Annotated in this window: 12 protein-coding genes; 6 read left to right on the top strand and 6 right to left on the bottom strand. The window is 68.7% G+C overall.

Going from position 1 to position 20,148, the window contains the following annotated elements; all coding sequences use genetic code 11:
• Positions 1 to 3 precede the first annotated feature (3 nt).
• The 5 genes from V1634_RS32505 to V1634_RS32485 all read left to right on the top strand — a co-directional run bounded on the left by V1634_RS32505 (position 4) and on the right by V1634_RS32485 (position 8,312).
• The gene (locus V1634_RS32505; protein ID WP_331210611.1) at positions 4 to 1,188 is read left to right on the top strand and encodes a substrate-binding domain-containing protein; all 1,185 of its coding nucleotides are present in this window, start codon (positions 4 to 6) and stop codon (positions 1,186 to 1,188) included.
• 6 nt (positions 1,189 to 1,194) lie between these two features.
• On the top strand, positions 1,195 to 2,046 hold the full coding sequence (locus V1634_RS32500) for a sugar phosphate isomerase/epimerase family protein (protein ID WP_331210610.1): 852 nt from the start codon (positions 1,195 to 1,197) through the stop codon (positions 2,044 to 2,046).
• Positions 2,047 to 2,343: 297 nt separating this feature from the next.
• Positions 2,344 to 4,737 carry an RICIN domain-containing protein gene (locus V1634_RS32495; protein ID WP_331210609.1) on the top strand — a complete coding sequence of 798 codons (2,394 nt, stop codon included), beginning with the start codon at positions 2,344 to 2,346 and terminating at the stop codon, positions 4,735 to 4,737.
• Between the two features lie 449 nt (positions 4,738 to 5,186).
• Entirely contained in the window at positions 5,187 to 6,671 is a 1,485-nt protein-coding gene (locus V1634_RS32490; protein ID WP_407951859.1) for an endo-1,4-beta-xylanase, read from the top strand.
• Positions 6,672 to 6,968: 297 nt separating this feature from the next.
• A complete protein-coding gene (locus V1634_RS32485) occupies positions 6,969 to 8,312 on the top strand; it encodes a glycoside hydrolase family 43 protein (RefSeq protein WP_331210608.1) in 1,344 nt (447 codons plus the stop codon).
• Positions 8,313 to 8,521: 209 nt separating this feature from the next.
• Here the strand turns inward: V1634_RS32485 and V1634_RS32480 are convergent, their stop codons facing one another.
• The 3 genes from V1634_RS32480 to V1634_RS32470 form a co-directional block, all read right to left on the bottom strand.
• The gene (locus V1634_RS32480) at positions 8,522 to 9,412 is read right to left on the bottom strand and encodes a carbohydrate ABC transporter permease (RefSeq protein ID WP_331210607.1); all 891 of its coding nucleotides are present in this window, start codon (positions 9,410 to 9,412) and stop codon (positions 8,522 to 8,524) included.
• Positions 9,409 to 10,371, bottom strand: coding sequence for a carbohydrate ABC transporter permease (locus tag V1634_RS32475; protein ID WP_331210606.1), 963 nt, complete (start codon positions 10,369 to 10,371; stop codon positions 9,409 to 9,411). The genes V1634_RS32480 and V1634_RS32475 overlap by 4 nt, the downstream gene beginning before the upstream one ends.
• Before the next feature lie 62 nt (positions 10,372 to 10,433).
• Positions 10,434 to 11,690: an ABC transporter substrate-binding protein gene (locus V1634_RS32470; protein WP_331210605.1), complete on the bottom strand. Its 1,257-nt coding sequence runs from the start codon at positions 11,688 to 11,690 to the stop codon at positions 10,434 to 10,436.
• Between the two features lie 552 nt (positions 11,691 to 12,242).
• Here V1634_RS32470 and V1634_RS32465 point away from each other — a divergent pair.
• Entirely contained in the window at positions 12,243 to 15,965 is a 3,723-nt protein-coding gene (locus tag V1634_RS32465; RefSeq protein WP_331210604.1) for a rhamnogalacturonan lyase family protein, read from the top strand.
• A 75-nt stretch (positions 15,966 to 16,040) separates the two neighbouring features.
• Here V1634_RS32465 and V1634_RS32460 read toward each other — a convergent pair whose 3' ends face one another.
• The 3 genes from V1634_RS32460 to V1634_RS32450 are packed head-to-tail and all read right to left on the bottom strand — an operon-like array spanning position 16,041 to position 20,106.
• Complete coding sequence (locus V1634_RS32460) at positions 16,041 to 18,815, bottom strand: FtsX-like permease family protein (protein WP_331210603.1); 2,775 nt, start codon at positions 18,813 to 18,815, stop codon at positions 16,041 to 16,043.
• Complete coding sequence (locus V1634_RS32455; RefSeq protein WP_331210602.1) at positions 18,809 to 19,525, bottom strand: ABC transporter ATP-binding protein; 717 nt, start codon at positions 19,523 to 19,525, stop codon at positions 18,809 to 18,811. The genes V1634_RS32460 and V1634_RS32455 overlap by 7 nt, the downstream gene beginning before the upstream one ends.
• Positions 19,522 to 20,106, bottom strand: a complete 585-nt coding sequence (locus V1634_RS32450; protein ID WP_331210601.1) for a PadR family transcriptional regulator — start codon at positions 20,104 to 20,106, stop codon at positions 19,522 to 19,524. Before V1634_RS32450 ends, V1634_RS32455 begins: the two co-directional genes overlap by 4 nt.
• Positions 20,107 to 20,148 lie beyond the last annotated feature (42 nt).

Below are 20,148 nucleotides of genomic sequence, written 5' to 3'. Positions count from 1 at the left end.
ATAGTGAGACGTCGCATGGCGGCCCTGGCCGCGGTCACCCTGCTGTCGCTCGTCGGCTGCGCCACCGACGAGCCGGCCGCGACCCCGTCGGGTACCTCCACCGGGGCCGCGGGGGCGGGCACGGGGGAGCAGTCGAAGTTTTTCGTGCAGGCCGACTACGACAACGAACTCTCGCTGCTCGCCGCCACTGCGACCGGGCCGGCCGACAAGCCGTGGGAGCAGGCGCTCAACCCGACGATGGTGGAGACCGCGAAGTTCAGGAAGACCGGCCCGTACAAGATCTGCTTCTCCAACGCCGCCCTGAACAACCCGTGGCGGCAGGTCGGGTTCAAGGTCATGCAGGCCGAGGTCGAGGCGCAACGGAGCCGGATCAAGGAGTTCGTCCACGTCGACGCCGAGGGCAAGGACCAGAAGCAGATCGCGGACATCAACGACCTGCTCGGCAAGAGCTGCGATGCGCTCATCGTCTCGCCGAACACCACCGCCACGCTCACCCCGGCGGTCGAGGCGGCCTGCCGGGCCGGCCTGCCCGTCGTCGTCTTCGACCGTGGCGTGGACACGAAGTGCCCGGTGACCTTCATCAACCCCATCGGTGGGTACGGGTTCGGCCACGTCGGGGCCGAGTTCGTCAGCCAGCGGATGAAGCCCGGCGGCAAGCTGCTCGCCCTGCGGATCCTGCCCGGTGTCGACGTGCTGGAGACCCGCTGGTCCGCCGCGAAGGTCGCCTTCGACAGGGCGAAGGTCGACGTCGTCGGCGTCGAGTTCACCGACGGCGACCCGGCCAAGACCAAGAAGATCGTCGACGACTACCTCCAGCGGCACGGCACGATCGACGGCGTCTGGATGGACGCCGGTGCGGTCGCGGTGGCGGCAGTCGAGGCGTTCCAGGACGCGGGCAAGCCGGTGCCGCCGATCAACGGCGAGGACCAGCTCGACTTCCTGAAGATCTGGAAGGACCGGAACCTCACCGCGATCGCGCCGACCTACCCGACCTACCAGTGGCGTACGCCGATCATCGCCGCGCTGCGGATCCTCGACGGCCAGCAGGTCGCCAACCCGTGGAAGCTGCCACAGCCGACGATCACCCGGGATAACCTGGACAGCTACCTCGACCCGGACATGCCGCCGCTGCACTACGCCATGTGTGGCTGCACCGACCTGCCCGGCTATCCGCAGCGCTGGAAGTAGCCGACGTTGCGCACCATCGGTGTCAATCCCTGGGTCTGGGCCTCCCCGGTCGACGACGAGGCGCTGGCCGAGCTGCTCCCACGGATCGCCGCCTTCGGCTTCGACGCGGTCGAGTTGCCGATCGAGCAACCCGGCGACTGGGATCCGGTCCGCACCCGGGACCTGCTGGCGGCACACGGACTGACCGCGGCCGGCGTCTGCGCGGTCACCCCACCCGGGCGTGACCTCGTGGAGGCCGCCCCGGCCGTCGTCGAGGAGACCGTGGCGTACCTGAAAGGCTGTGTGGACAGCGCGGCGGTGGTAGGCGCGCCGTGCGTCGGGGGTCCGGTCTATGCCGCCGTGGGCCGGACGTGGCGGATGACCGGGACGGCCCGCGCGGCATGTTACGCGGACTTCCGGCGGGCGCTGGCGCCGGTCGCCGACCACGCCGGGGAGCGGGGCGTCTCCATCGGCGTGGAGCCGCTCAACCGCTACGAGACGAGTGTCGCCAACACCGTCGAGCAGACGCTGGAGTTGCTCGACGGCCTGCCGCCGAACGTCGGCATCATGATCGACACCTACCACATGAACATCGAGGAGGCCGACCCGTACTCCGCGCTCGCCCTGGCCGGGCCGTACATCAAGCATGTCCAGGTCAGCGGCACCAACCGGGGTGCTCCCGGTGCGGACCATTTCGACTGGCCCCGCTTCTTCGCCGCGTTGGACGCCACCGGTTACCGGGGCGCGGTCTGCATCGAGTCGTTCACCGCCGAGAACGAGACCATCGCCACCGCCGCGTCGATCTGGCGTCCGCTCGCCCCGTCGCAGGATCGGCTCGCCCAGGACGGACTGGCCTATCTCCGGCGGATCCTCCGCTGAGGCGCCGGCTCCTGTGTTCGTCGATCCGACCGTGCTCGGCAGGGTCCGGCGTACGTCCATCGGGGACAACCGCTCCCGGGCGGTCGATCGATCCTTGCAAATACATCATTCGTATGATGAACTCTTCGTAGTCGAGTCATCGGCGCCGCCGCCGCAGCGCCGCGTTTCGTTCCGGCGGGCTCCCAGGGCGCGCCCGCTGCCGGCCCACGCTCAGCGCCGGCAACCGCGCGGCGTCGACCGGTCGCACCTGGATCGTCGGCCACACCACACCACCCCCATCCAGGCAAGGAGACCCCCGTGTCCGTACCCCCAGTTCCCGCTGCCCGGCGGCGGGTGCTGCTCGGAGCCGCCGCGGCGGCGTTGACCACCGTGGCCACCGCGGCAGTGGTGGCCACCTCGACCGCCCCGGCGTACGCGGCGACCACCACCCTCTACGCCGCCCCCTCGGGCAGTGGCACCGCGTGCACCGCCGCCGCGCCGTGTTCGGTGACCGGCGCGCAGACCGCGGTCCGCTCCCGCGCCGGCTCGATGTCCGGCGACATCGTCGTCCAGTTGGCCGACGGGGTCTACCGGCTCACCTCCCCGCTCCGGCTCACGGCCGCCGACTCCGGCACGAACGGCTACCGGGTGATGTGGCAGGCCGCCCCGTCGGCCCGTCCGGTGCTCAGCGGCGCCCGGGCCGTCACCGGCTGGTCCCTCGTCGACTCCGGCAGGAACATCTGGCGGGCCAACGTCGGCGCCGGGCTCGACAGCCGGCAGCTCTACGTCGACGGCGCCATCGCCACCCGGGCCCGCACCCAGGTCAACCGGGCCGACTTCACCGCGGACAGCACCGGGATGAGGTTCACCAACAGCGCCCTGGGCTACCTGAACAACCTGGCCAACGAGAGCCGGATCCAGATGGAGAGCGTGGGCTCGTTCACCGACCGGTACGTCTCGGTGCAGAGCATCAACGGCAACCTGATCACGATGCAGCAGCCCGGTTGGAGCAACAACAACTTCGGGTACGACACCTTCACCAGCCCGCACCGGGCAGGTCCGCTCTACCTCAGCAACGCGTACGAGTTCCTCGACGCTCCGGGGGAGTGGTATCTCGACCCGTCGACCGGCGCCCTGTCCTACATCCCGCTCGGCGGCCAGAACCTGGGCAACGTCAGTGTGGAACTGCCGGTACTCCAGTCCCTGGTGAACCTCGGCGGCAGCTACGACGCACCCGCGCACCACCTCACCTTCAGCGGGATCACCTTCACCGGCACCAGCTGGCTCGGGCCCAGCGGCAACCAGGGCTATCCGGACCAGCAGACCGGTGCCTACATCGCGGGCAACTGGAGCTGGCCCGGCTTCACCTCCTGCCACAACGGCTGCCCGCAGTTCGAGGCCGCCCGACCGAACTGGCTCCAGTCGCCCGCCGCCGTGCAGATCTCCGCCGCCAACAACGTCACCTTCACCGACTCGCGGTTCGTCAACCTGGGGCAGACGGCGATCGGCATCGGCAACGACGTCAGCGCCCACGCCAGCGGGGTCGGCCTGGGCGCCAGCAACATCACCATCACCAGGTCCGAGATCGCCCGCAACTCGGCCGGCGGCATCGTCGTCGGCGGCGTGCGCGCGGACGCGCACCATCCCAGCGACCAGCGGATGGTCAACCGGGACATCACCATCAGCAACAACCGGTTGCACGACCTCGGTGTGGAGCACCGGGGCATCGTGTCGGTGCTGACCACCTACGTCACCAACGCCACGGTCTCGTACAACGAGGTCTACAACATGCCGTACACCGGGATGTCGATGGGGTACGGGTGGGGTGCCAACGACGCCGGTGGGAGCAACCACTACGCCGACCGGGGGCTGTACAACTACCAGCCGCGGTACTCGACGCCGACGACCGCGTCGAACAACCGGCTCGTCGGCAACTACGTGCACGACGTGATGCAGCAGATGAACGACGGCGGATGCGTCTACACGCTGTCGGCGAACCAGGGCGGGTTGATCAGCGACAACTACTGCCTGCGGACCAACGGCTACTTCGGGATCTACTTCGACGAGGGCTCACGGTACTGGACCGCCCGGAACAACGTCCTCGCGAACACCGGCACCTGGGCCACCGCGAACTACTGGTTCGCCGAGAACATGGGCAACTTCACCGTCACCAACAACTGGTCGACCAATGGCAGCACCAACGTCACCAACGGCGACCGGGGCAACGTCGTCTCCGGCAACGTCACGGTGACGGGCGGCAACTGGCCCGCGGGCGCCCAGGCCGTGATGGCGGCCGCCGGGCCGCAGAGCGGCGGTGGCCAGCAGAACGTGCAGATCGTCGGGGGCCAGTCCGGCCGCTGCCTCGAGATCGGCGGGTCGGTCACCACCAACGGCACCCAGGCGCAGCTCTGGGACTGCTCCGGCGGGACGAACCAGCGGTGGACGTACACCTCGGGACGGCAACTGACCGTCTACGGCGACAAGTGCCTCGACGCCTCCGGCCAGAGTGCCACCAACGGCACCCTGGCGATCATCTGGGACTGCAACGGCCAGGCCAACCAGCAGTGGAACGTCAACGCGAACGGCACCATCACCGGCGTGCAGTCCGGGCTGTGCCTCGACGTGAGCGGCCAGGGCACCGCGAACGGCACGAAGGTCCACCTCTGGGCCTGCCACGGTGGCACCAACCAGCAGTGGAACGTGACCAGCTGACCTCGGGGGGTGGGAGGGGCCGGGCCGGATCGGTCCGCCAACCGGACCGATCCGGTGGCCCGAGTGGGTGTGCAGTTCGGGACCATCCGTCGCCGGTTTCCATAACAGAAAGCTGCCGTGGTTCTGTGCCTCGGCTATTTCGTGCCGCCTCGAAAAGTGTTATCGACTGCGTTCGTCGAAAGTCAGCAGGGCGGAGTGCGTCCTGCTCGTCGGATTTCGTGTAGGTGTCCGCGCCGACACCCCTTGAAGGCACCGAAACGATCTGGCAATCTCCATATGTCGATGTTAGCGTTCTCCTAGGCTATGGGATCACGATCCTGGACTAGGTACTGCTCAGGTGTTAGCGCTCACAGAGCGGCGCCCAAGTCCACGTGAAGGGCCGACGGGGGTGCGCCTTCATTCATAGGGCAGAGGACTCTGCCCGATCAGTGTCGAGAGGTTATTGACCCATGAACGAGCGCGAATACCCAAGCAGACCTCCCCGGCGTCGGTGGTGGAGCAGAACGGTCCTGGCGCTGCTGGCGACCGGGCTGCTCGGGGCCGGCATGGCGGTCCAGGCCGCCAGTCCCGCCAGCGCCGGCACCACGTTGGGTGCCTCGGCGGCGGAGAAGGGCCGCTACTTCGGCGCCGCCGTCGCGGCAGGCAGGATGGGCGACAACACGTACATGACGATCCTGAACCGCGAGTTCAACAGCGTCACCGCCGAGAACGAGATGAAGTGGGACGCGACCGAGCCGCAGCAGGGCCGGTTCAGCTACACGAACGCGGACCGAATCGTCAACCACGCCCGGTCGCGGGGCATGTCCGTGCGGGGGCACACCCTGTTGTGGCACGCGCAGCAACCGGGTTGGGCGCAGGGCATGTCCGGCGGCGCGCTGCGCAACGCGGCGATCAACCATGTCACCCAGGTCGCCAGCTACTACCGGGGGAAGATCCACACCTGGGACGTGGTGAACGAGGCGTTCGCCGACGGCGGCGGTGGCGGGCGGCGAGACTCGAACCTGCAACGTACCGGCAACGACTGGATCGAGGCCGCCTTCCGGGCCGCCGACGCCGCCGACCCGGGCGCCAAACTCTGCTACAACGACTACAACACCGACGGGATCAACGCGAAGTCGACCGGCATCTACAACATGGTGCGCGACTTCAAGGCGCGCGGTGTACCGATCGACTGCGTCGGGTTCCAGTCGCACCTGAGCAACTCGGTGCCCGGTGACTACCAGGCCAACCTGCAACGCTTCGCCGACCTCGGGGTCGACGTGCAGATCACCGAGCTGGACATCTCCGGCTCCAACCAGGCGAGCGTCTACGGCACCGTCACCCGCGCCTGCCTCGCCGTCGCCCGCTGCACCGGCATCACGGTCTGGGGCATCCGCGACACCGACTCCTGGCGTACCGGGCAGAACCCGCTGCTCTTCGACGGCAACGGCAACAAGAAGCCCGCCTACGACGCGGTGCTCACCGCCCTCAACAGCGGCAGCGTCCCCAACCCGGGGCAGGTCGACACGACGGCATGGTACGTGCTGGTCAACCGCAACAGCGGCAGGGCACTGGACGTGTACAACTCGGCAACCAACGACGGGGCGCGGATCACCCAGTGGGCGCGTAACGACGGCGCGTGGCAGCAGTGGCAGTTCGTGGACTCCGGTGGCGGCTACTACCGGCTGAGGTCCCGGCACTCGGGCAAGGTGCTCGACGTCGCCAACGCGTCCACCGCGGATGGTGCCGCGGTGGTGCAGTGGACCGACCACAACGGGACGAACCAGCAGTTCCGGCCCGCCGACTCGGGGGGCGGCTACACCCGCCTGATCAACCGCAACAGCGGCAAGGCCCTGGAGGTGCAGGGCGCGGATGTCAACGACGGCGGAAACGTCGTGCAGTACACCGACTGGAGCGGCAACAACCAGCAATGGCAACTCGTACGCGTCGGATAGGCGGCCCGGCCAGGAGAGCACCTGGCCGGAAAGCCTCACAGCCCGTACGGCAACTCCGGTAGCCGACCTGCACCGGGCAGAGCCGGGGCGCGGTCTCCAGGCACGGCCGGCAGCGGCATCAACGCCGACATGTCGCTGCCGGCCGTGTCCTGGGAGGGCCGGCGCGGAGAGGGCAAACTCCGCGCCGGCCCGGCCGGCTACCACCTCATACGAACCGATTGTTCTCAATGCGATCGTCAGCCCGAGGAGATGAGAATGAGGTCGGAAACTTCTATCCGTGCGGCGGGTAGACGCGGCATGGCCCTGATGTCCGCGCTGCTGTGTCTCGCGGTGCTGCTGCCGGGGACGGCCCGGGCGGACAACCCCATCGTGCAGACCATCTACACGGCCGATCCGGCCCCGCTGGTCCACGACGGCCGGGTGTACCTCTACACCGGTCACGACGAGGACGGCTCGACCTACTTCACGATGCGCGAGTGGCGAGTCTGGTCGTCGGCCGACATGGTGAACTGGACCGACCACGGCTCTCCGATGAGCCTGGCCACCTTCAGCTGGGCCAGCGCCGACGCGTGGGCCGGCCACACCATCCACCGCAACGGCAAGTTCTACTGGTACGTGCCGGTCGTGAACCGGGCAACCGGCCGGATGGCCATCGGGGTCGGTGTGTCGGAGAGCCCTACCGGGCCGTTCCGGGACGCGCTCGGCCGTCCACTCGTGGAGAACGGTGAGATCGACCCGGCCGCCTTCATCGACGACAACGGGCAGGCGTACCTGTACTGGGGCAACCCGAACCTGTGGTACGTGCGGCTGAACGCCGACATGATCTCGTTCTCGGGCGGCGCGACGCAGATCCCGCTGACCGCGGCGGGGTTCGGCGCCCGTAGTGGGAACGCGAGTCGCCCGACCCTCTACGAAGAGGCACCCTGGGTCTACAAGCGGAACGGGCTGTACTACAACGTCTTCGCGGCGGAGTGCTGCTCGGAGTTCATCGGCTACTCGACGGCCCCCGGGCCGACCGGGCCGTGGACCTACCGTGGGACGGTCATGCCGCGGCAGGGCGGCAGTTTCACCAACCACGCCGGAGTCATCGACTTCAACGGCGGCTCGTACTTCTTCTACCACAACGGTGCCCTGCCCGGCGGTGGCGGCTTCACCCGATCGGTGGCAGTGGAGAAATTCAACTACAACGCCGACGGGACGATCCCGACCATCAACATGACCACGACGGGCGCACCCCAGATCGGCACCCTGAACCCCTACGTCCGGCAGGAGGCCGAGACGATCGCCTGGGAGACCGGTGTGGAAACCGAGCCGGCCAGCGGCGGGGGCATGAACGTCGGCTGGATCGAGAACGGGGACTGGATCAAGGTCAAGGGCGTGGCCTTCGGCGCCGGTGCCGGTTCCCTCAGCGCCAGAGTGGCCTCGGGAACCAGCGGTGGCCGCATCGAGCTGCGCCTGGGTGGCACCAACGGCACCCTCGTGGGTACCTGCACCGTGCCCGGCACCGGGGGCTGGCAGACCTGGACGACCGTCAGCTGCCCGACGAACGGCGCGACCGGCACCCACGACCTGTACCTGCGGTTCGCCGGTGGCAGCGGCTACCTGTTCAACGTCGACTGGTGGCAGTTCCAACCGCGGTAGTGGATTTCCGCCGACCACGGCGGTACGGGCCACAACGCCACCCGTGAACACCACCGACGCACCGTCGACCTCCAGGGCCGGCCGTCGCGGTCACGTCGTTGACGTGCCGACGGCGGCCGGCACCGCAGTCCGGGGCGTCACGAGGGCGTACCCGGGAGGGTGCCGTGCCGGGGCCCGTCGCCGCCACCGGACCGGCCCGCTGGCGCTGGTCAGCCTTTGAACGCACCTTCCATGATGCCCTGCACCAGGCGCCGCCCGACGAAGACGAAGAGCACCAGCAGCGGCAGCGTGGCCAGGAACGAACCGGACATCGCTAGGCCGAGGTCGATGTCCCGGCTGTTCTGCAACGCCTTGATGGCGATCTGCACGGTGTACTTCTCCGGTGACTTCAGCACGATGAACGGCCACAGGAAGTCGTTCCAGGCGTTGACGAAGCCGAACAGTCCCAGCACCAGTGCTGCCGGGCGGACCAGCGGGAAGGCGATCCGCCAGAAGATCTGCCAGGTCGTCGCGCCGTCCACCCGGGCGGCGTGCAGCAACTCGTCGTCGAGGGTGCCGACCATGTGCTGACGCATCCAGAAGATGCCGAACGCGCTCACCAGTCCGGGAATGATCAGGGCTTGCAGGGTGTCCACCCAGTTCAGCTTCGACATGATCAGGTACTGCGGGATGACGGACAACTGGGCCGGCACGGTCATGGTCAACACGACGATCAGGAACAGCGTGTTGCGGCCCCGGAAGTGCAGCTTGGCGAAGGCGAAGCCGGCCAGCGCGCAGAGCACCGCCTGGCCCACCCCGATCGAGGTGGAGACGACGACGCTGTTCACCAGCGCCTGCACGAACGGCACGATCTCGAAGACCAGGTTCGCCAGATAGAAGAAGTTGTCGCCCGGCACGACCCGCGGCGGCAGGTTGTACGCGGTGGCCGAGTCCGTGGTGGCCACCACGAACATCCAGTACAGCGGGAAGAGGCTGACGAACACCATGGCGCCGAGCAGCGTGTACACCCCGAGCGAGATCCGGGTGGCACCGCGTTGGCGGCGGGGCGCCCGCCCGGTGCTGGTCGGCGAGCCGGTGCTGGTCGGAGAGGTGGGGTTCATGGGCGCTCCGGGCGGACGCGGGTGACCAGCAGGTAGTTGATCGTGGAGAAGAGCACGACCAACACGAAGAGCGCCACGGCGATGGCGGCGCCGTAGCCGAAGTGGAACCGGCCGAAGCCCTGCTCGTAGAGGAAGAGGGTGAGCGTCTGGCACTGCCGGGCCGCCCCGCAGGTGAGCCCACCCACCGGGTTGACCAGCAGCGGCTCGGTGAAGATCTGCAACCCGCCGATCGTCGACGTGACGACGGTGAACACGATGATCGGCCGCAGCGACGGGATGGTGATGTGCCGGAACTGCTGCCAGCCGGTGGCGCCGTCCGCGGCGGCGGCCTCGTACAGCTCGCGGGGAACCGCCTGGAGCGAGGCCAGGTAGAGGAGGGTGTTGTAGCCGGTCCACCGCCAGGCGACCATCACAGCGATCATGAAGTGGCTGCCCCAGACCGACGCGGTGAAGTCGACGTGCGCGAAGCCCAGCAGCTCCAGGAACCAGTTGAGCATGCCGTAGTCGCGGTCGAAGAGCTGGGCGAAGACGATCGTGGTCGCCGCGACCGAGGTGATGTACGGGACCAGTACCGCCATCCGGAAGAAGGTCGCGGCGCGCAGGCGTACGTGGTTGAGCAGGTGCGCCAGGCCGAGCGCGATCAGCAGCTGCGGGACCGTCGACAGCACCCAGATGCTGAACGTGTTGCGCAGCGCGCCCCAGAACCTCGGGTCCTGCACGAGCTGGGAGAAGTTGGCCAGCCCCACGAAGTGCCGCTCGCCGATCGGGTCCCAGTCGAACAGCGCGACGTAGAACGTGAACAGCAGTGGGAAGAGACCGAAGACGAGGAAGAGCAGGAAGAACGGCGCCACGAAGGCGTACGGCGCCAGCCGCTCGCGCCAGCCCTGGTGGATGTGCCGGTACCGGCTGGGTCGGGCGGTGGTCTTCGGGGTCGGGGCCGGGCTGAGCGTGGTGGTCACAGGTCACCTTCCCGACGTGCGGCGGCCGGGTCGGTGCCGGCCGCCGCACATCAGTCGTCCGTTCAGCCGCCCAGGGCGTTCTTGACGTTGTTCAGCGCCGTGTTCCACGCGTCGGCGGGGGCGACCTTGCCCTGCTCGACGCTGGTCAGGGTGTTCAGCAGCTCGCTGCCGATCGTGGCGTCGTCTGGGCCGATGTAGAACGGCTTGATGTTCACGACGGACTGGGTGTAGATCTTGCCGATCGGTGCGTTGGAGAAGAACGGCTCGGCTCTTCCGACGAGCTGCGGATCGTTGTAGACCGACGGTGTCGTCGGCAGATTTCCCTTCGCCAGGAAGTTCTCCAGTTGGCCGGCCGGCGACTGCATTTCGACTATGTAGTTCCAGGCCGCCTTCGGGTTCTTCGCCCGCTTGGGGATGGCCAGGTAGCTTCCGCCCCAGTTCCCCGAGCCGCCGGGGATGGTGGCGATGTCCCACTTGCCGGCGGTACCGGGGGCGTTGGTACGGATGGAGTTGAGCATCCACGCCGGCGCGGACACGACCGCGAAGTCGCCCTTGCTCATGCCCGCGGTCCACCCGGTCGAGAACGAGGTCTGCTTGGCGGAGATGTCCGCAGCGAAAATCTTTAGTGTCAGCTCGAATGCCGCTTTGACCTGCGGGTTCTTGTCGTACGACAGCTTATGGTCCGCGTCGTAGTAGCGTTCCGTGCCCTGGTTGACCGCCTGGTAGAAGATGCTCGTCGGCGTGTTGTCCAGGAACGGCTTACCGGTGGCCTGGACGTACTGCTTGCCGACCTCCGTGAACGCGTCCCAGGTCGGCCACAGCTTGGAGACCTGCTCTCGATCCGTGGGCAGACCGGCGGCCTTGAACAGGTCCGTGCGGTACGCGACCGCCATCCCGCCGACATCCGTCGGTATCCCCACGATCTTGTCCCCGGTCGTCGACTGCTTCATCACCCAGTCGAGGTAGTCGCCCTTGATCTTGTCGGCGCCGAGCGTGGTCAGGTCAACGAAGTTGTCCGGAGACTGCATGAACTTCGGCAGGTCGTCACCCTGGATCAGCACGAGGTCGGGCACCTTGCCGCCGGCCAGTGCCGCCGTGAGGGCCTGGGCCGTCTCGGTCGTGCTGCCGACCTCGGTGAGCTTGATGCGGGCATCCGGATGTTTCTTCGTGTAGTTCTCGACGTCGAGCTTCTGGTTGATTCCGGTGAACGACCAGAACTCGAACCCGGCCGACGAGTCGCTGTCCGATCCTGGTGAACAGCCGGGTATCAGCAGCAGGGTTGCGGCGAAGACGGCTGCGGAGGTGATGGCGCGCTTCACAGGGCCCTCCATACGGTGAGCGGTCCGCGGTCCGGGCTGACCGCGATGAATCACGGCGAATCAAATGTCGACCGGCACACCGTGTGGCGGCGGGATGGGTTTTTCCACCTGCGGCTCGGATGCGAGCCACGGCCCAGCCGGCGGGGACTTCGCTGCGAAGTCGAATCCAAAATTAGAAATACTTCGATCTCATTCGTATGACGTATGAGGGTACTCACCGCAGCCCAGCTCGTCAACGACCTGTCGGTGCGGAGCCTGGATCCAGGTTGCCTGCGGCGGGTTCGACGCCGCGTCCGACCTATTCGGACAGGTTCCCGGCGTGGGTGGCTCCGCCCGCCGCGAGGCGAGTTGGATCTTGCGCGATGCGGCGGCAGGGGGCAGGATGCGGGGAAAGCGCTTGCCCAACGTAGGGCGATGCGAGATGGAGACCAAAAAGTGCGAAAGACATTGCGTACACTCGTACCCTTGCCCCTGACGCTGGTCCTGAGCCTGTCCCTGTCCGGCTTCAGTTCTCCGGCGGCGAGCGCTGCCCCCGCGCCCAGCCTTCGCCCGATGGAGTATCTGACCCGCGGCCTCGTCGCCGCCCAGACCTCCGACGGCATATTGCTGAGTTGGCGCTTCCTGGGCAACGAACCTGACGGCATCTCCTGGAACGTCTACCGCAAAGACGGCAATGCCGACTTCGTAAAGATAACCACGATCGCGCCCAGGGATGTCCAGCCCGAGAGCGACTACGCGACCAACCCCGGCATCGTCAAGGAAGACGTCACCCCGTCCAACTACACCGACCCGGACGGAGTTCTCAGCTCCACCTATGAGGTCGCGCCGGTCGTCAACGGCGTCGAGGGTGAGCGGCAGGGCATGAGCGTGCCCATGCTGTCAGCCCTGGCCGGCCAGGACGGCCAGGCCAACCGGGGTGCGGCGACCTACATCCCGCTCAAGCCCGCGCCGGCCCCCGTGCCGCTCGCCCACTTCACCTACCGCAACCAGCGGTTCGGCCCGGGTACCAACCTGAACGCGGCCAACATGGTCATCCCGGGTACCGAGAACCAGAACTGGTACGTCGTCGACATGGATCTGCTGCGCGCGTTCCGGGTGGCGTACGACGACCAGGCGACCGTGACCCAGGAGCAGCTGGACGGTTGGGTCGCCGCGCTCAACGAGCGCAACATGACGCCCAACGCTCTCGGCGTCGCCACCTACACCACCCCTCGGCCGCTGACGAACTCCCTGGTGAACGGCAAGATCACAAAGGCGCTCTACGACGAGCTGGAAGCCGAGTTCATCAAGTACGTGCAGAACCTGGACTCCGGCACCTCGCTTCCCTACGCGAAGACCGGCACCGGCGCGATACACACCTCGCAGAGCAGCGCCTACACCACCCACGACATGACGGTGGGCGACTTCGACGGCGACGGCGAGTACGAGATCGTCGTCAAGTGGCGCAGCACGCAGCAGGATCCCATGTATTCCGAGCCGATCTTCGGCGGCAGCAACACCACCACCGCACCCGAGTACATCGACGTGTACAAGCTCGACGGCACCATGCTGTTCCGCGTCGACATGGGCTACAACGTGAGAGCGGCCAACGACCACGAGACCACCCTGTTCAGCGAGGACTTCGACGGTGACGGCAAGGCTGAGCTGATGCTCAAGACCGGGCTGGGCACCCGCATCGGCAACTGGGACGAGGCGTCGCAGTCCGTCGTGTATCCGAACACCCTCGACACCGTCGTGGGCGGCCAGGACGGCCTGAAGACCACCACGGACAGGTTCCAGGAGTACTTCGCCAGCGGCGACACCGCGGCTCTGGACACCTACTGGTCGCTGCTCAACAGCTTCACCATCAGCTACCGCAGCCCGGTGGCCGGAGGTGGCAACGACGGAGTCAACGACCCGGCCCTCAAGCGGTGGATCAAGACCTACCACGTCGGCCCGATCGGCCCCGCAAAGGACGACCAGGAGTTCTTCTCGGCCTTCAAGTGGGACGCCGACGCCGGCAAGGGCGTACTCCTGGACAGCGCCAAATATCCGCACCCCTACGAGGGCAGCGTGGACGGCGACAACTGGGCCATGACGCCGGCCACCCAGCGCGGCAACTTCTCCTACCTGGCCTACCCCGGCCCCGGTGCCGGCAGCGGCCCCGGTGACTACAAGTCGCAGATGATGGCCCCCTCGGAGGCCTACTGGCTCGAGCACCCCTGGAAGGCGGCGGTCTGGGGCGACGCGCAGGGCAACCGCGGCAACCGCTACGTCGGTGTCGTCGCCGCGCTGGACGGCAAGCACAACTATGCGGTCTCGCAGCGCGGCTACTACGTACGGACGACCATGGCCGCCTTCCGGATCGTCGACGGCAAGGTCGTCCTCCAGGCCAGCTTCGACTCGAACGACCCGCAGTACTGGTCCCTGGGCGGCACCGCGTACGACTACCAGAACCGCGGCAACCATCACACCGATTCCGGCGACCTCGACGGCGACGGCCGGGATGAGATCGTGATGAAGGCCATGGTCCTCGACCTGAACGCCGACGGGACCAAGATCTTGCCCGAGGTGATCAACGGCGACACCATGCCCACGATCGAGGGACAGAACAGCGTTCCTCCGGTTGCCGGCAGCTTCGAGTTCGCCACCGACGCGGTCCGGAACAACCCGCTGAACACCTGGGCTCCGCTCCGGCACGGCGACCGCAACGCACTGCTCCCGGTCGACAAGGACAACAACGTCCGCATGTGGTCCGGCAGCGAGGAGAACCTGCTGGACGACATCCGCACCGGTAGGCAACACGGCTGGATGCCCGGCCCGGAGGCCCACGACCCGATGAAGGGCAAGCGGCGCAACGACCGGGGCGAGGTCGTCCACGAGAACTCCATGGTCTTCGGCGTCTACGCCGGTACCGACGCCGAGGGAGCGGTAGCCGGCAACTTCTCCAACCGCTGGCCCGGCGCGCAGGGACACTCGCAGAACGGTGCCCGGAGCATGGTCACCGGCGAACTCCTGAACGGCAGCCACAACCTGAGCAGCGGCCAGTACGCCATCTGGTTCGGCGGTGGGTTGACGGCGATGGCCGCCAGCAACGCGACCATCAGCACGGTCGACGATTCGACCTTCGCGATCTCTCCCTATCTCGCGACCGGCCTGACGTCGACGGGCAACAAGAGCACTCCCACGCTCAAGGCCGACCTGCTGGGCGACTGGCGTGAGGAGCTGGTGCTCCGCGCGTCCGGCAACCGGCTGGCCATCGTCACGACCCTGGCGCCGACCGAGTACGGCATCCGTACGCTGATGCACGACCCGATGTACCGCGTCGGGGTGGCGAACAAGAACACCGGCTACGACCAGTTCGGCTTCGCCAGCTTCTATCTGGGTGACGAGGCCGGACTGCCCCCGATGCGGACCGACATCTCCATCCCGGCCGCGCCCGACACGACCGCTCCGACGATCACGGTGAAGCCGGAGTCGAAGGGTCGGGACGGGATCTACCGCAACGTCTCGTTCAAGCTCTTCGACGCCGGCAAGGTCGACAGGCTCACCCTGAACGGAGTCGAGAAGGACCTGACCGACGACACCTACTCCGACCTCAACGGGGTCGAGCCGGGCAGGTTCGGCGGCAGGGCCGGCAGCAACGAGCTGAGGGTGTACGACGTGGCGGGCAATGTCACGACGCTGACCTTCGTACTGGATGTCACGGGCCCGACGGTGACGGTGAAGGACGGCGCCACCGAGACGGTCGGTACGCCTGCGGCCGGGTACGAGCTGGTGTCGTTCAAGCTCTTCGACGCCGGCCGGGTCGACAGGCTCACCCTGAACGGGGTGGAGAAGGACCTGACCGACAACACCTACTCCGATCTCAACGGGGTGAAGCCCGGTGTGTTCGGGGCGGCGCTCGGGGCGAACGAGCTGAGGGTGTACGACGTGGCGGGCAATGTCACGACCGTGACCTTCACGCTGGTCGAGCCGAAGCCGGCCGCTCCGGCCTGGGACCCGAAGAAGGTGTACGACAGCGGCGACCAGGTGTCCTACAACGGGGCGATCTACATCGCCCAGTGGTGGACGCAGAACGAGAAGCCGGGTAGCACCACGACCGGCGCGTGGCGGGAGCAGGGCGTCCTCGTCCCGGCGGCCGGGGCCGGCGTCCGGGCCTGGACCCCGTCCTGGGTCTACACCGGCGGCGAGACGGTCGCGCACAACGGCCACACCTGGAAGGCCAGGTGGTGGACCCGCAACCAGCAGCCGGGCGATCCCAACGGCCCGTGGCAGGACCTCGGCACGTACTGACAACCTCGGCAACCACTGACAGGTGACGACAGGGGAGGGCCGGTCCGCAGGGGCCGGCCCTCCTCGATTGGTGGGTCAGCTGAGGCGGCGGCGTTCGACGGGCAGGCGTGACCGGGTCAGCAGGCCGGTGGCGAGCATCGCCACCAGCGGTACCGCGACCATCACCGCCAGCGTCTCCCACGGCATGGTTATCGGGTACGCCGCCTCGCGCGGCCACTGGTACATGAGTGCCCGGTTGTAGGCGAACAGCACCGCGGTGGAGGCGCCGAGCCCGGCGAGCAGCCCCAACGCCGTGCCCAGGCCGGCGATCACGCCGGACTGGCTCAGTGACAGCTGGCGGCGTACTCCCGGGCTGGCGCCGACGGCGGAGAGGGTGGCCAGGTCGGCATGGCCGTCGGCGGCGGCGAGGCCGGTGGCGACGCCAGCCGCTCCGAGCGTGACGAGGCCCGCGACGGCGGCCAGGATCAGCAGGGTCGGGTCGTACGGGGTCGCCGGTCGCCGTTCGATCGTCGCACCCAACCCGCCCTCGTCGGTCAGGTCGCGCAGCGCGGCGGAGAGCCGGTCCTGCTCGGCCTGGGTGGGTATCCGGTCGGTCGCCACGACGAGTCCGTACGGTCGCTCACCCAGCTTCGCGGCCCTGACCGCACCCGCCGAGTAGATCGTGCCGGACAACCGGGTGCCGGTGCTGGGCGCGTATCCGGGAACGGTCACGGTCGGTGCTCGGGTCAGCTTCTCGGGCGTGATCGGTCCCTGGATCGCCTCGTTGTACGCCTGCAGCGTCACCCGGCCGTCGACCACGAACCGCGCGTCACCGACGAGTACGCCGCCCGCGGCCAGCGTCTCACGGGCCCGGTCCAGATCCTCGCCGGAGGCCCTGGTCAGCGCGGTCACCGCCGCCGGTCCGGCGACCAGGGCCCCGTATCCGGTCCTGCTGGGCAGGGGCTCGATCTCGCACCGTGGATCGGCGTTCGCCGCCCGCTGCTGGGTCCGGCTCAGCACCACACCGCTGAAGGGGTCGTAGGGGCACTGCCGGCCCTGCGGGATCTGGGGTTGCAGGGCACAGTGCGGCAGTACCGGCCGACCCGCCTTGACCGATCTGGGTGACCTGTCGCTGTCGGGGCAGGTCACCTCGCCGACCGGGACGACCTCGGTCGCCGGCAGCGTGCTCCGCACGACGGCCGCCACCCGCTGCATCGGGACGCTGGACTTCCGCTCGCCGCCGAGCGGTCCGGGCAGCGGATTGTTGATCACGAGCGCATGTCCGTCGGGAAGACCGGGCCGGTACCGCGTCTCTGCCCTGGCCGCCTCGGCGGTGAGTACCACCCCGAGCGCTACGCTGCCGGCCACCGCCGCCATGACCGCCGCCACGGCGGCCACGGCCGCGGCCCGGTTCCGGGCGGTGTCGCGCAGTGCCATCCGCGGCGCCAGCGGCAGTAGCGGGCCGAGCCGGGCGACCAGGCCCACCAGCGCGGGCGTACACAGCACCAGGCCCACCTCGGCGAGGACCAGGCCGGTGAGCAGGATGTTCGAGGAAACCTGCCAGGCGCCGTAAGCGGCTGCGACGCTCCCGGTGCCGACGAGGGTCAGGCCGAGAACCAGCCATCCCCGGTGGGATCGGCGGACACCACGCCGCCCGGTCAGGGCGGTGACGACGTCGTTGCGGGCCGCGGCGAACGCGGGCAGCAGCGCGGCGAGGACCCCGGTGCCGACGGCGAGACCGGCGATGGCGGCCAGCGCGAGGGGGAACACCCGGTACCCGCCGGCCCGCTGCTGCGCGAGGTGCATCTCGACCAGGGGACGGAACGCGAACGCGGCCATTACACCGAGTACCAGCCCCGGGACGGTGCCGAGCACGCCGAGCACGACGCCGTCGGCCAGCACGATGCGACGCAGGTGTGCGGGTGTGCCTCCGTTGGCGGCGACCAGCCCGAGGTCGCGCTGGCGGCGGCGGGCGCCGACCGCGAACGCCGGCCCGGCGAGCAGCACCGCCTCGAGCACGCCCAGCCCGACGACGAGCCCACCGGCGGCGACGGCTCGCAGGTCGACATCGTCGGCGCTGTCCCGGTAGTACGGGTCCGAGGGGTCGAGCGCGGGCGGATCCAGCAGGACCGCCCGCGAGACGACGACCATGCCGCGTTCGTTGAGTCGATTGACCCCGGCCCAGTCGACCGGTGCGGGCGCGTCCCACAGCCACTGGTGGGAGTCGTAGCCGGACCCGCCGCGGCTCGTCGGATCCGGCCGGAACACCACCTTCTCGGCCAGGTCAGCGGGGAACTCGACGATCCCGGTGACTGTCCACGAGGCCGTCCGGTCGGCGTTGCGCACGGTGTCGCCGATCTGGCTGCCCAGCCGCTCCGCCGCCTGCTCGGTGAGCGCCACCTCGCCATCGGTCGCCGGGGCGCGGCCGTCGCGCAGCGTCACGAGGCCGGTCACCATCGGATCAGCCACGTCGATGCCGTACGCCGTCAGGTCGCCTATCCCGCTTTCGGTACGGAGCTGGACGGTACCGCTGCGGACCGGGGTCACCCTGCTGCCGTCGGGCAGCGCGGCGAGCAGCTCCTCGGCCGTGGTGGTGGCGGCGTGCGAGGAGGTGTTCGAGGAGTGGCCGTCTCCGGTGGGATCCTGTCGGACCGGCTCGGTGTCGACCCATTCGATCCTCGCGTCGGCGGCACCGAGCAGGCGGGTGGCCTCCTCCTCGGGGGTGAGCCGGAACATGTCGTAGCTGGCGGCTGCGGCGCTCAGCGCCAGTACCGGCAACGCGAGCATCGCGATCACCAGCACCGAGCGCCCCCTCGCCCGACGCGCCTCCCGGCGGGCGATACGCAGCGCGGTCAACCAGGTCCTCAGCACGCCCGCTCCAGGAGCTGCTCGGCGGCGCCCAGCGGGCCGGAGGTGTCGGCGACGACGCCGTCACGCAGGAAGACCACCCGGTCGGCCCAGGCGGCGTGCCGGGCCTCGTGGGTCACCAGCACGCCGGCGGCGCCCGCGTCGACCCGGATGCGCAGCAGTCGCAGGACGGACTCGCCGGTCTGCGAGTCGAGCGCCCCGGTCGGTTCGTCCGCCAGCACGAGCCGACGTTCGCCGACGAGTGCCCGGGCGATCGCGACCCGCTGCTGCTGGCCCCCGGACATCTCGTCGGGGAAGCGCGGCCCGAGTTCGGCCAGCCCCACGTCGTTCAGGGCGGCCACGGCGAGCCGACGGGCCTGTCGTACCCCGGTGCCGTCCAGTTCGAGGGGCAGTGCGACGTTCTCCGCGGCGGTGAGGCTCGGCAGCAGGTTGAGATCCTGGAAGACGTACCCGATCGATCGTCGCCGTAGCGCGGCCAACTGGCGCCTGGACAGCTTGCGGAGCTGCTGGCCTTCGACGTACACCTCACCCCGGGTGGGCCGGTCCAGGCCGCCGGCGAGGTTCAGCAGGGTCGACTTGCCGGAACCGGACGGTCCCATCACGGCGACCAGCTCACCGGGCCGAACGGTCAGGGTGACTCCGCGCAGTGCGTGGACCGCGGCCTCCCCGGCACCGTGGGTCCGGTACGCGTCGCGTATCTCCAGCACGCTCACGACGTCACCGCGCTGCGCTCGGGCGCCGGGTTCGGCGTGCTGGACCGTGGCACCGGGGCGACGTTGTGGCGGACCAGGCTGGACTCGCAGTGGTCGAGCCAGCGCAGCTCGGCCTCGGCCTGAAAGATCATCGCGTCGAGCACCAGCCGCCACGCCAGGTCGGCGGGCTTGGGCTCGGAGCCACGGGCCTTGAGCCGGGTGTACTCCTGCAACGAGCGCATCGTCGCGGTGCGCTGGGCCTGTAGTACGACCTGGATGTCGACCCCCGGCGTGGTGATGGCCAACGCCAGCTTGATGGACAGTTCGTCGCGCGGGCGATCGGCCCGGCTGATCGGGGTGACGAACCAGTCGCCCAGCTGCGTCCGGCCGACCTCCGTGATCTCGTACGGCTGCTGCCCGCCGTCACTCTCCGGAAGCGGACGTACGAGGCCGTCGCGCTCCAGTCTGGACAGTGTGGTGTAGACCTGCCCGATGTTCAGCGGCCAGGTGGCCCCCGTGGACTCCTCGAAGGCGGCGCGCAACTGGTAGCCGTGCATCGGGCCGCGTTCCAGCAACGCGAGCAGGCCATGGCGAATCGACATGGCTACCGAGTATGCATACTCAGTATGCTGTTGGCAATCCGC

This window comes from Plantactinospora veratri, from assembly GCF_036421995.1.
In the GTDB taxonomy this organism is placed as follows: Bacteria; Actinomycetota; Actinomycetes; order Mycobacteriales; family Micromonosporaceae; genus Plantactinospora; species Plantactinospora veratri.
Note: the sequence above shows the minus strand (reverse complement) of the source record. Positions and strands in the feature narration are given on the sequence as shown.